This is a genomic window from Haloarcula marina (assembly GCF_024218775.1).
Classification (GTDB): domain Archaea; phylum Halobacteriota; class Halobacteria; order Halobacteriales; family Haloarculaceae; genus Haloarcula; species Haloarcula marina.
Map to the genome: position 1 here is coordinate 96593 of NZ_CP100404.1, position 12830 is coordinate 109422.

General features: G+C 66.5%; 9 protein-coding genes and 2 tRNA genes. 4 read left to right on the forward strand and 7 right to left on the reverse strand.

The features are described from left to right. Positions 1-142: 142 nt before the first annotated feature. The 5 genes from NJQ44_RS00535 to NJQ44_RS00555 all read right to left on the reverse strand — a co-directional run bounded on the left by NJQ44_RS00535 (position 143) and on the right by NJQ44_RS00555 (position 7941). Positions 143-1318, reverse strand: coding sequence for an AGE family epimerase/isomerase (locus NJQ44_RS00535; protein ID WP_254272735.1), 1176 nt, complete (start codon positions 1316-1318; stop codon positions 143-145). A gap of 425 nt (positions 1319-1743) precedes the next feature. Next, positions 1744-1814: transfer RNA gene (locus NJQ44_RS00540), tRNA-Pro, on the reverse strand. Positions 1815-1869: 55 nt separating this feature from the next. Further along, on the reverse strand, positions 1870-3729 hold the full coding sequence (locus NJQ44_RS00545) for an SLC13 family permease (protein WP_254274357.1): 1860 nt from the start codon (positions 3727-3729) through the stop codon (positions 1870-1872). Positions 3730-3801: 72 nt separating this feature from the next. After that, complete coding sequence (locus tag NJQ44_RS00550; protein WP_254272736.1) at positions 3802-5829, reverse strand: MSCRAMM family adhesin; 2028 nt, start codon at positions 5827-5829, stop codon at positions 3802-3804. A 39-nt stretch (positions 5830-5868) separates the two neighbouring features. Further along, positions 5869-7941, reverse strand: coding sequence for a DEAD/DEAH box helicase (locus NJQ44_RS00555; protein ID WP_254272737.1), 2073 nt, complete (start codon positions 7939-7941; stop codon positions 5869-5871). Positions 7942-8044: 103 nt separating this feature from the next. Between NJQ44_RS00555 and NJQ44_RS00560 the strand changes: the two genes are divergently transcribed. After that, complete coding sequence (locus tag NJQ44_RS00560; RefSeq protein WP_254272738.1) at positions 8045-9238, forward strand: site-2 protease family protein; 1194 nt, start codon at positions 8045-8047, stop codon at positions 9236-9238. A 228-nt stretch (positions 9239-9466) separates the two neighbouring features. Beyond that, the gene (locus NJQ44_RS00565; protein WP_254272739.1) at positions 9467-10258 is read left to right on the forward strand and encodes a 2-oxo acid dehydrogenase subunit E2; all 792 of its coding nucleotides are present in this window, start codon (positions 9467-9469) and stop codon (positions 10256-10258) included. 80 nt (positions 10259-10338) lie between these two features. On the opposite strand, the gene NJQ44_RS00570 is transcribed toward NJQ44_RS00565, so the two are convergent. Beyond that, positions 10339-10409 (reverse strand) — tRNA-His (locus tag NJQ44_RS00570). Positions 10410-10903: 494 nt separating this feature from the next. Between NJQ44_RS00570 and NJQ44_RS00575 the strand changes: the two genes are divergently transcribed. Both NJQ44_RS00575 and NJQ44_RS00580 read left to right on the forward strand, forming a co-directional pair. Beyond that, positions 10904-11515, forward strand: a complete 612-nt coding sequence (locus tag NJQ44_RS00575) for a DUF1326 domain-containing protein (RefSeq protein WP_254272740.1) — start codon at positions 10904-10906, stop codon at positions 11513-11515. Between the two features lie 16 nt (positions 11516-11531). After that, on the forward strand, positions 11532-12329 hold the full coding sequence (locus NJQ44_RS00580) for a DUF2182 domain-containing protein (protein ID WP_431357796.1): 798 nt from the start codon (positions 11532-11534) through the stop codon (positions 12327-12329). A gap of 113 nt (positions 12330-12442) precedes the next feature. On the opposite strand, the gene NJQ44_RS00585 is transcribed toward NJQ44_RS00580, so the two are convergent. After that, complete coding sequence (locus NJQ44_RS00585) at positions 12443-12712, reverse strand: DUF7571 family protein (RefSeq protein WP_254272742.1); 270 nt, start codon at positions 12710-12712, stop codon at positions 12443-12445. Between the last annotated feature and the right edge of the window lie 118 nt (positions 12713-12830).

Here is a 12830-nt window from a genome sequence, read left to right on the forward strand (position 1 = left end):
GGTGTGCGAGTGAAACGAGCACACCCGAGGCCGAAAAAGGTGGCTACGGGAGGTTCGCAAAGGGTGGTGGAAGTGGTTGGCCCCGGTCAGAAACCACGAGACGGGAGCCCCGTGGGCTCCGAAGCGAAGGGGTGGGTATGGCTCACTCCCCGACGCTTCTGAGGCTCTCGTAACACGCGCCGATAGGGTGGTAGCCGGGTTCGACTTCCGGGCCGTCGCCCGCCGGGTACGGGTCGTTCTCGGGGGAGACACGCTCGTACCACCCGCCGGTAGGCGCGACCATCGTCTCCAGCGCGTACTCCCAGAAGCGGTCGTACCACTCGCCGTACCAGTCGTCGCCGGTGCGTTCGGCCAGCGCCGCCGCCGCGCCGATGGCCTCCGCGACTTCCCAACTGTACTTGTCGTCGACCACGGGTTCGTCGTCCTCGTCGAGCGAGTAGTAGAAGCCGCCGCGCTCGTCGTCCCACCCGTCCAGCGCCGTCTCGAACAGGTCCGGGGCGCGCTTGCCCGGCCACGGCTTGTCGAGGTGGCGGTCGAGAATCGAGAGGAGTTTCGCCCACTCGATGTGGTGACCCGGCTGATACCCCCACGGACGGAACTGATGGGCGGGGTCGTCGCGGTTGTAGTCGAAATCGGGCGTCCAGTCCGCGGCGTAGTGCTCCCAGATGCGCCCGTCGTCGGTCGAGAGGTCCCGACAGAGGCGGTCGGCCACCGTCTCCGCCCGGTCGAGGTAGTGCTGTTCGTTCGTCACCTCGTAGGCGACCAGCGCCGCCTCGCAGGCGTGCATGTTGGCGTTCTGCCCGCGGTACGGTTCGGCCTCGGCCCAGTCGGCGTCGAAGGCGCTCCGATACAGTCCTTGGTCCGCCTCGAAGAAGCGGTCGTCCATGAGCGCCCACGTCTCGTCGAGGTACTTCCCGGCGTTCGAGACGCCAGCGTCGGCCGCGCGAGCGTACGCGAGGACGACGAACGCGTGGCCGTAGCAGATTCGGCGAGACTCCACTGGCGTCGTCCCCTCCAACAGCCAGTGATACCCGCCGCGCTCGGCGTCCCGGAAGCGCTTGTGGAGGAACTCGACGCCGCGCTCGGCCGCCTCGCGCCACTTCACCTCGCCGAGCACCTCGCTCGCCAGCGCGAAGTTCCGGGTGAAGCGGGCGGCGGCGACCAGGTGTTTGCTGTCAGGGTCGTACACGTCGCCGGTGTCGGCGTCGAGTTGCGCGACGAACCCGCCGTGTTCCTCGTCGACGCAGGCCGGGTAGTAGAAGTCCAGTATCGTCTGCATCCGGTTCCGGAGCCACTCGGCGTCGGTGTACTCGGTCATACCCGAGGAGACACGCGTCTGGAGCAAGAAGGTTCGGGGGAGCGGGGTTGTCAGAGGCAAGCGGGAGTTCGTGAAGATGGAGCGGTGTGCGGTCGCGGAAAGCGACTCTGTACCGAACTCGCGGCATCGCCGCGAGTTCGGCCTTTTTCGCCGCCGTCAGAGCGACGCTCTGACGAGCCTTGCTTCGCTTCGCTCAGCAAGACCACGTTTTTCGAGTCGAGCGGGACCGAAGGTCCCGCAAACCATGCGAACGGGCGCAAGCGCCCGTGAGCAGAGAGTGGTGCGCGAAGCGCACCCGACGATGAAAAAAGTGGAATGGGACCACCCGGATTCGAACCGGAGGAAGAGTCGCGTCGCTCGTCTTCCAGGATTCGAACCGGTCGCTATCAATTTCTGCCGTCTCACGTCCGTTCGTCGGACAGAAATGGGACCACCCGGATTCGAACCGGGGTCACGAGCACCCAAGGCTCGGAGTATACCACTAACCCATGGTCCCGCATCTGTTTCTCGTCTCGTCACGGAGTAAAGGGTTTCGTTGCGCTCGCTCCCTGTCACGTGGGAGCGAGGCCCCAGAAGAAGGCGATGCCGAGCGTCGTCACGACGGCGAAGATGGCCTGTAGGGGCGCACCGGCCCGGATGTAGTCGCTGAACCGGTAGCCGCCGGGACCGTAGACGATGAGGTTCGTCTGGTAGCCGACAGGCGTCATGAAGGCCGTCGAGGCGGCGAAGGTCACGGCGAGGACGAACGCGAAGGCGTTGGCGTTCAGTTGCTGGGCGGCCTCGACGGCGACCGGAATCATCAGCACCACGGAGGCGTTGTTCGAGATGACGTTCGTCAGGAGGGCGGTGACGACGTACATCAGGCCCAGAGCGACGACGGCGGGCAGACCGGGCGCGGCCATCACGAACAGGTCCGCGAGCAGGTCCGCGCCGCCGGTCTCCTGTAAGGCGACGCCGAGGGGAATGACGCCCGCCAGCAGGAAGATGACGTCCCACTGGACGGCGTCGTACAGTTCCTGCGGGCGGAGACACCCGGTCAGCACCATCAACACCGCCCCGGCGAGCGCCGAGGCGACGATGTGGACGGGCGTGAGGGCGGCGACGCCGACGACGGCGGCGACGATGCCCACGGCGACGGGAATCTTCGAGCGGCGGTAGTCCGGCCGTTCGACCTCTTGGGCGACGATGAAGTTGCGGTTGCGGTTCAGCCGTTCGATGCTGTCGGCGGTGGCCTGCACCAGCAGGGTGTCGCCGACTTTCAGGCGGACGCGGTCCATCCGTTGACGGAACAGTTCGCGGCCGCGCCGGAGCGCCAGCACCGTCGCGTCGTAGCGCTGGCGGAAGTTCGCGGTCACCAGCGTCTCGCCGACGAGGGCGGACCCGGGGGCGACGACGAGTTCGACGAGGTTCTGTTGTTCGCTCGCGCTCTCCAGTTCCGCGTCGTCGACCTCGACTTCGGGGATGAGGTCCAACCCCTCGGCGTCGAGTAAGTCGACCAGCGTGTCCCGGTCGGTCCGGACCGCGAACACGTCCCCCGCCTGAATCGACTTCGGGTCCAGCGGTTCGAGGAAGGTACGGTCCCCGCGGACCAGTTGGATGACGTCGACGTCGAACTCCGTCTCGGCCAGCGCTTCCCGAACCGTCTGCCCGATGATGGGCGAGTCCTCGCGGACGACCACCTCGGTGAGGTACTCGGCCATCTCGAACTCTTCGGTGAGGTCTTCGCGGGCCGGGATGCGCTCGGGGACGAGCCACCGGCCCACGGTCAGCAGGTAGAGGGTGCCGACGGCGGCGACGACGACCCCCAACTGCGTGAACTCGAACATCCCGAAGGGGTGGCCGAGCAGTTCCGCCGACAGTTGCGAGGCCAGGATGTTCGTCGACGTGCCGATGAGCGTGAGCATGCCGCCGAACATCGAGGCGTAGGAGAGCGGGAGGAGGAGTTTCGATGGCGAAATCTTGCCCTCGTGTGCGATATCTGTCACCATCGGGAGGAGGATGGCGACGGCGGCGGTGTTGTTGATGAATCCCGAAATCGGCGCGACCAACCCGACCGTCGCGCCGAGTTGTCTCGACTCGCTGTCGCCGGTGAGCGCGGCGAGTTTCGCGCCGAGAATCTGGACGATACCCGTCCGCTGGACGCCGTCCGAGAGGATGAACATCGCCAGCACGGTGATGGTCGCCGTCGAGGCGAACCCGGACAGCCCGCGGGTCAGCGGCGAGACGCCGTCACCGGGCTGGTGGAGGACGTACAGCGGTTCGGCGAGCAGGCCCGCCTCGGCGAGGCCCATCGTTGTCGGTTCGACCAGCAACAGGGCGACCATCACGCCGATAGCGGTCACGTCGACCGGGAGCGCCTCCGTGGCGAACAGCACGAGCGCGACGAGAACCAGCGCGAACACGAACGCCATGGCTGGCGTGACGGGGGGCAACGACACATCGAGGAGTCCGGCAGGGAGGTCCAAAAGGTTGCGGATTGGCCGTTATTCGGCGTTCGGCTCGCGTCCGAGGTCCGCCAACAGCGCCTCGTAGCTCCGCGCGAACACCGGGACGGTTCGGAGCGAGTTCGTCGCGACCTGAAACACCGGGACGGCGAGCGGCCCCGAGGGTCCGTCGACGACGACGGCCGCCTCGTGGTCCGTCTCGTCGGTCCACGCGCCGTCCACCTCGCGGACCAGCACCTCGCCGAAGTAGCTCCCGAGTTCCGTCGTGACGCTCGTAAAGGCTCGGTCGTCGAACGTCTCCTCGCTCCCGAAAACGGCGTCCGCGAAGCGGTCGTCGTCCCACTCGCTCCCGACGAGGGCGTCCAACCGGGCGAGTGACTCCGGCGTGTAGTCGAGGTCGTGTTCGGTCCAGAAGGCGGCGAAGTCGTCGGCCGTCTCGGCGTACTCCGCGCGGACACCCTGGGGCCCGCTCTCGTCGGTCGCGGGCGACGACGAAGTCTCGGTGTCAGCGTCGGCGTCGCGGGCTGTCTCGGCCGCTGAATCGGCGTCCCGTCCGTCGGTGTGCGGGTCGGCCGCGGAATCGGCCGTCTCCGAGGGCGTCTCCGCCGGGTCCGGTTCCGACTCGCGCTCCCCGTCCGATTCCACCTTCGATTCGGTCTCGGCGGGGGGTTCCGGTTCCGCCGCGTCGGTCGCTGCCGACGGGTCGGTCTCGGATTTCTCACTCGGCGTCTCGGGAGACGGCGTCGCGCCGGATTCGTCGCCGCGCGTCTCCCCACGCTCGTCGGCCGCAGTCTCGTCGGTACTCGCCGCCGCTTCGAGTTCGTTCTCACCCACATCACTCGCCGCGGCGGTGTCGGCCGCCGTCGTCTCAGTAGGGGCTTCGTCGGCCCTGTCGTCGGTATCGGCCGCCGCTTGCCCGGCATCCCTGTCCAGGGGCACCCCCTCGCCCTCCGCATCGGCTGCCACAGCGTCGGACTCAGCAGCCGTGGTGCCTTCGGTTCCCTCACCGTCGTCGGCCGTCGCCGCCTCGTCCGCCGCGACCGCTTCCGAATCGGTCGCTTCGCGCCCGGTTTCCTCGCGCTGCTCAGTCGTCTCCCCGTCGGTCGGTTCGAGACCGTCGGCGGTCTCCGCCGGGGCCTCGGCGCGCGAACTCGCCGCCGCTTCGGACTCGAAGACGGGCATCGTCGCGGGGTCCGGTTTCGACTCGAAGACAGGAATCGTTTCCGGGTCCGGTTTCGACTCGAAGATGGGCATCTCTGCGGGGTCGGCCTCAGTTACCGCCGTCCCTTCCAGTTCACCCACCTCGTGCGCCGCTTCCGGGTGGCTACTGTCCGCAACGGCGGCCGTCGGTTCCAACGCCGTCGGGGACCCGTCGCCACCCGAGTCGGCGTCGTCCGCGTCGGGGTCGTTCGGGTCGTCGCCCGCAGTGTCTGCCGCCTCGTCGGTCTTCAGTGGGGCCGGGGGGATTCGTTCCTCGGATTCGGTCAAATCTTCGAACTCGACGCCGGGGTCGGTGTCGCCGTCGTCACCGTCGTCGATGAGTGCCACGTCCTCGGCGGGGAGCGTGAGTTCGTCGTCCAACCGGGCGGCGACGGCGCTGAACACCGGGTCGCCGCCGATAGAGCGAGCGGCCACCTCGAAGACGGACACGGTGACCGAGTCGTCGACGCCCTCGACGGTGACGACCCATCCCCCCTCAGTCGTCCACTCGCCGTCGTACACCCGGACCAGCGTCTCGCCGAAGTAGCTCCCGAACTGGACGGTCTTCGGCGAGTAGCCGTCCTCGTCGGCGGGCGACTCCTCCACCCAGTCGTCGCGGTCGGCGATGGCTGTATCGAGGCGTTCCAACGACGCCCGCGAGAAGTCCAGCGGGTCGGCGTCGCTCGCCGCGTCCGCCGCCCGCGTTCGGAACGCCTCGGCGTCCAGTGCCGTGACGTCGATGCGCGCCACGGCGCTCTCGCCCCCCGAATCGTGTGCCGCGTCGTCGGTCCCCGTCGACGATTCCCCCGCCCCTGCCGACTCGTCGTCGCCGCCGACCGCACGGCGGATGCTGTCGAACAGGCCCATAGACACGGCAAGACGGCCTGCCTACAAGAAGGTACGCCCCTAGTGCTCCTCGCGCAGTTCCATCTCGGCGACGATGTCGTAGGGGTCCAGTCCCTTCCGGATGCCGTCGAGCAACTGGAACGCCTCGTCGGGCGCGAGGAAGTGCCGGGTCACGGCCCGACCCAGCGGCGTCGGCGAGAGGCCGTCGATGAACTCGAACTCCAGCAGTTTGCCGAGGGCGTGTTTGGTCGGCACTTCGCCGACCATCCGGTCGTTGAGGCGTTTCGCGTGCTTGCCCGCGACGGTCACGTTCGCCAGCGTCTCCTCGACGGCCGCGCCCTCGTCGTAGCGGGTCATGACCGGTTCCATCTCCCCTTTGAGGAGTTTGAACGCCACCTCGTCCTCGGTCATCTCCATGCTGTTGTGGTACGAGCAATCGGGTTCGACGAGGACGTACACCGTCCCCTTGTCGTGGTAGTCCGGCCGTCCGGCCCGCCCGAGCATCTGACTGAACTCCTGGACGGTGAGCCACTCGATACCCATCGCCAGCGAGTCGAAGATGACCTGCGAGGCGGGGAAGTCCACCCCCGCCGCGAGCGCCGCCGTCGTCACCACCGCCGCGAGTTCCTGGTCGGCGAACTGTCGTTCGACCTGCTTTCGCTTGCGGTTGTCCAGTCCGGCGTGATACGGCGCGGAACTGTACTGGAGCTTTCGGGAAATCTGGTGACAGCGCCGCCGCGAGTTGGTGAAGATGATGGTCTGCCCGCGATACCCCTTGCTCGATTTCGTGTCGAACGCGCGCTTGACGAGTTTCTTCTCCGTATCTATCTTCTCGCGGCCGTCGGCGAAGGTGACGTGTCGTTCGATGGGGACCGGGCGCTCCTCGAACTCCACCAGCGTCGCCCGCAACCGCTTGGCCAGTTGGCTGGGGTTACCGACCGTCGCCGAGAGGTATATCCACTGGGTGTCGCTGTCGGCCTGTTTCCCCCCGTCGTGCCGGGAGGCCGCCGTCGTCCCCTCCTCACAGTAGTACTTCAGCCGCGAGATGAGGCCGTCGAGTCGGTGGCCGCGTTCGTCCTCCCCGAGGGTGTGGACCTCGTCGATGACGACGGTGCCGACGTTCCCGAGGTCCTTCCCGGTCCGAAGCGCGTGGTCGATACCCTCGTAGGTGCCGACGATGATGTCGGCGTCGGGGTCGAAGCGGCCGCCCTCGTCGGCGATACGACTCGCGCCCACGCGCAGGGACACGTCCACCATGTCGCCGTAGCGCTCCTGGAAGGACTCGTACTTCTGGTTCGCCAGCGCCACCAGGGGGACGAGAAACAGCATCTTCCCCTGGCCGTTCAGCACGCGGTCCAAGCCCGCCATCTCCCCGATGAGCGTCTTTCCCGTCGCCGTCGCGGAGACGACGAGTTGGTCCCGGCCGTCGGTCGCGCCGTGTTCGACGGCGAGGCTCTGGACCGGAAGCAGGGTGTCGAACCGGGATTCGAGGTGTTGCTGGATGCCCGGGTGGAGGCCCAGCGAATCCACGCGAACGGGGTCGACGTCCTCGACGGTGGCCGATATCTCGTCGAACTTCGTCAGGTCCGGGTCCAGTTGGCCCGACAGGAGGTTCGTGATTCGGTCCAAGTCCTGCACTTCCAACAGGAGTTCTTCGAGTCGCTTTCGAGCGTCACCGGTGATGTTGCCCTCGAAGGCGAGTTCTCGGTCGAGTTCCTCGCGAGCGCAGTCCGGACAGATGCTCTCGCCGTCTGCCTCGATGGCCGTCTCGCCCGTGATGGGGGAGTAGCGGCCCGCCGACGCGCAGTATCGGCAGGTTCGGACGACTTTCGCGTCGAGTTGGTAGCCGTCGAGCATCTCGCGGAAGCGGTCGCGAACCCGCGGCGTCGTCTGTTCGGAGATGCGGATGCGGGCCGCGCGGCGGGCGAGTTCGACGAACTGGTCGGGCGAACGGAGGTCCTCGCCGGACCCGCCTCTAATGCGGAGGCGTCGGGGCCGCGGCCCCGCGTTCGTCTCCTTCAGTTCGAGCACCCCGTGGAACAGTCGTTCCCCGTCGCGTTGGGCGACCACACGGGCGTCTTCCCCGTGTTCGTGAAGGAACAGCGTATCCACCTTCGCGGCCTGCTGAGACACGCCTGTACGTACGACGCGGGACCTACTTCAGTCACTCGACACGGCGCGGGCCGGGTCCGTCCGCCACAGCGCGTTTAAGTCGTTCGACCGACAACAGTTCGGTATGCGTCGGTTCCGCATCGGGAGCGCCTTCGGCATCCCCATCCAACTCGACCTGACCTTCCTGCTGGTCTTGCCCCTGTTCGCGTGGATTATCGGGACCCAGGTCGGCCAGACCGCCGAGTTGCTGAACGACTCGTTCGGCGCGGGCCTCGACCCGGCGGTGTTGACCGACGGGAACCTCGTCTGGGTGCTCGGCGTCGTCGCCGCCGTCGGCCTCTTTTCGGGAGTCGTGTTGCACGAACTGGGTCATTCGCTCGTGGCGATTCGCTACGGCTATCCCATCGACTCCATCACCCTGTGGTTGTTCGGCGGTATCGCCCAGTTGACCGAGACGCCCGAGGACTGGAAGCAGGAACTCGCCATCGCTGTCGCCGGACCCGCCGTCAGCGTCGCGCTCGGTATCCTCGCGTACGTCGCGTTCGTCGTTCTCCCGGCCACCCAGTCGACGGTCCTCGAAGCGGGCCGGTTCGTCCTCGCCTACCTCGCGCTGATGAACCTCGCGCTCGCCGTGTTCAACATGCTTCCGGGCTTCCCGATGGACGGCGGTCGGGTCCTCCGGGCGCTCCTCGCCCGTACCCGCCCGTTCGCGCAGGCGACGAAAATCGCCGCCGAAGTCGGGAAGATATTCGCCGTCTTGCTCGGCCTGTTCGGCCTGTTCGTCGCCGGGAACATCTTCCTCGCGGGACTCGCCTTCTTCATCTACATCGGCGCGGAGGGCGAGTCGCGACAGACGGCGATGGCCGCCGCGTTCGAGGGCGTCACCGTCGAGGACGTGATGACCCCCGCGAGTCACGTCACGTCGGTCACGACCCGGATGTCGGTGCGAGAACTCATCCAGACGATGTTCGAAGAGCGCCACACCGGCTACCCCGTCGAGCAAGGCGGCGAAGTCGTCGGCCTCGTTACCTTGGAGGACGCCCGCGCGGTCCGCGAAGTCGAACGCGACGCCTACACCGTCGGCGACGTGATGACCACCGACCTCTACACCGTCGCGCCCGAGACGGACGTGATGGACGCGCTCACGAGACTCCAGCAGAACTCGGTCGGCCGACTGGTCGTCACCGACCCCGACGGCGAGTTCCTCGGTCTCCTCACCCGGTCGGACATCATGACCGCCCTCTCCATCATTAAGTCCAGCAGCGAGTACGGGTCGCTGGGCGGGTCCGAGTCGCGCACGCTGCGACCGGAACCGTAGGCCCGAACGCCCGCGACGCCGTCCGTCACTCGTTCGCCTCGCCTCCGCGCGTGCGCTCGGCCCCAGTTTCGACCGCCCTTCCTGCTGTGTCGGCGGCCGTCTCGTAGCCCGGATACTCTCACTCCAACGACTCCGCTACCTGTCAATCGACGGTCTTCGCCGACGGCTGAACGTGCGCGAACGTTCACGTTCGACAACAGGTATGGCGCTCCTCGACGAAGGAATCGTATGAGCGACCGAGGTGACCGAATCGAACCGTTCCCTGCCCGACGCCGGGGGACGGTCGATTACATGCGAACGGCGGGTCGGCGGAGCAACGTCCACGGTCTCCTCGAAGTCGACGTGACCGAGGCGCGACGGCGAATCGAGGCCATCGAAGCGGAGACGGGCGAATCCTTGTCGTTCACCGCGTTTCTCGTGTGTTGTCTGGCCCGCGCCCTCGAGGAGCACCCTCACCTCAACGCGTATCGCGATTGGCGTGGTCGCGTCCACGTGTTCGAAGCCGTCGACGTCAACGTCCTCGTCGAGACGACGGTCCGCGGCGAGCGAATGGGCGTGCCGCACGTGATTCGAGGAGCCAACGAGCGCTCCGTCCGGTCGATTCACGACGAGATTCGGGCGGCACAGGCCACCCGTGACCCCGCGAATCTCTCACCGCTGGCCGAGTTGGGCTTTCGACTCCCGGGGTTCGTTCGACGGCTCGTCTGGCGGCTCCCACAGTGGTTTCCCGAGCGCTGGAAAGCCATGGCCGGGACCGTCGCCGTCACCTCCGTCGGGATGTTCGGCGGCGGCGGCGGGTGGGTAATCAGCCCGACGAACTACACGCTGCAGTTGACCGTCGGTGGCATCAGCGAGCAACCGAGAGTCGTCGACGGGGAACTGAGGACCCGGGAACTGCTCGACCTCACGGTGACGTTCGACCACGACGTCGTCGACGGCGCACCCGCGACGCGGTTCGTCAAGCGCCTGCGAGAACACATCGAGGCCGCCGACGGCCTCGACACACCCGGAGAGCCGTGAGCAGAGAGACAGCACGTGTGTTGCGCGTCGGGTGGGTCATCGAACCATAGTGCAAGCGCTCGTGGGTTAAAGTAAGGAAAGTCCGGGTGCGGGAATTGAACCCACGTCTTGGCCACCACAAGGCCAAAGGATACCACTACCCCAACCCGGACACGCTCGTTGAGGCATTCAAACGTATCCCGCTGGCACAGAAATACGTTACGAATCGGCGTTCTGGACCGAGTGAGACGTTCGCATATGGACCCTCGTCGAGGCCGGAAACGGCCGAAACGCGTTCCGAACACGACCGCCGTGAACGCGCCAGCGGGCGTCAGAACAGGCTGATTCCTGACCGTATCCACCATCGCAGTCACGTCTTCCCACGAAGCCTGTGAAGCACGTCGCGCACGAAAAGTTTCAGTATGCAATACAGATACTGAACAGCGAGTCCGCTCCTCATTCGGTCGGGAGGGTAGTCCTCCCATTCAGAGTCAGAGCGGTCGGTATGTGTATCCATAGCGACCTGTCAGTCCGTCCGAAGCCAACGCGCCGGACACACGCCCGAGAACCCACCCGCGCCGCCCATCGGCCTGTGTCGGCCGAGTAGGGACCGCTACTGGCGGACTGTGAACGCATAACAAAGTACGCACGGGACGCAGGCAACGCATGCCAGAAGAATGGGCGCTCCGAGGCGACTACGTAGAGGCCTGCAACTGTGACGTCGCTTGCCAGTGTGTCTGGATGGAGGCACCGAACGACGACATCTGTACCGTCTCGCTGGCGTGGCACATCCGGGACGGTCACTACGGAGACGTCGACCTAAGCGACCTGTCCGTCGGCATGCTCATCTCGACCGAGGAAGGCGTCATGTTCGCGCCCGAAACCGGGTGGGACGTCGTCCTCTTCGTCGACGAGGCCGCCGACGAGGCACAGCGAGCCGCGATTGAGGACGTCTACATGGGGCGGGCCGGCGGCATCTGGGCGGCCGTCGCCGATACGCACGTCCAGTCGGCCGACGTCGCGGTCGCGCCCATCGATTTCGAGCGGGACGGCACGGACTTCAGCGTCGAGATTGGAGACGTGGTCTCCATGACGGCGGGCGGCGCGGCCGGGTTCAACGACGAGGTGGGGACGATTTCCCCCCACCCGCTCACGGCAGATGGCGTCGTCCAGACCGGAAAGTCGACGACCGCGACCGTCTCCTACGACGACGCGTTCTCGTGGGACGTCTCCGGCAACAACGCCTACCTCGGGGACTTCGAACTGGCGAACGCCTGAGCGTCGCGCGATGGATATGGACACTCCGGGTACGGGAGTGAGTCGGGGTCGCATCGGCTGGCAGACCGTCCCGATAGTCGCGCTCGTCACCTACGGTATCGCGCTGGCCGCCTGGGTGGTCGTCGTGGCGCGGTTGCTCCCGATGCCCGGTGGGGGGAGCGGGATGCAGATGTCCGCCCCCGGTGCGCCGGAAGCGATGGCGCTGTCGAACGGACTCTGGGGCGTCGTCCTGTACCTGTTCATGTGGACGGTGATGATGGTCGCCATGATGTACCCGTCGTCCGTGCCGTTGTTCGGGATGTACTACAAGACGCTCGACGGAGTCTCGCGTGCGGGGACGGCGGCACGGGTGGGCGCGTTCATGGGCACGTATGCACTCGTGTGGGGGGTCACCGGCGTCGTCCCGCTCGTCGTCAACGCCGTGGTCCCACTCGCCACAGTCGCCCGCGAGCAGACGGGACTGCTGTTCGGCGGGACGCTCGTCCTCCTGGCGGCGTACCAGCTCTCTCCGTACAAGAACCAGTGTCTGAAACACTGTCGAACGCCGCTCGGATTCCTGATGGAGTACCACCGGCCGGGCGTTCGGGGGGCCGCACGGATGAGTGCCCGATTTAGCGTCTTCTGTATCGGCTGTTGTTGGGCGTTGTTCGCGTTGATGGTCGTCGTCGGGTCGATGAACGTCCTCTGGATGGCCGTCATCACGGTCGTACTCTCGGTCGAACGCATAGTCGGGTTGGGTGAGCGCCTGTCGAGAGGCGTCGGGGTGGTGGCCGCCGTCGCGGGTGGCGCTCTCCTCGTACTTTCGGTCCTCTGAAACCGCTGGTCGACCGCGGCGGCCGAGAACGCCGCCGGGCTACCCACCAGATAAACTGTTGAAAACAGTACGAACGAGGTCCCTCGGTGGCCGATGGCGAGAGACCGTCGTATTCAGTTGGCGGCGGTGTCGATATGCCACCCGGGGTCGGTCCCCGTCTGGTCGATGTGGTCGGCCCGACACGCCGGACAGTAGTCGGGGGTCCGCGATTCGTTCCGGGGGACGTAGACCGCGCCGTCGCACTCGCTACACGCATCGGGGACGATGGTCGTACAGTCGACACAGAGGTTGAATTCGTCGACTGTGAGTTCACGCAGGGGTTCGAGTTGTTTGTCCAAGTAGTACTCGTCGATGACCGCCTGACAGTTGTGGCACGGTTGCATAGCGATTCACCCAGAACCATGAGAGTGTGTCACAAATAGCTGTCGACCGTCCCGATTTTCGCCGTGGCAGTTGGTCGCCGAGATTGACCGGTGAGCGTCGCCGCAGGAACGAAGCTAC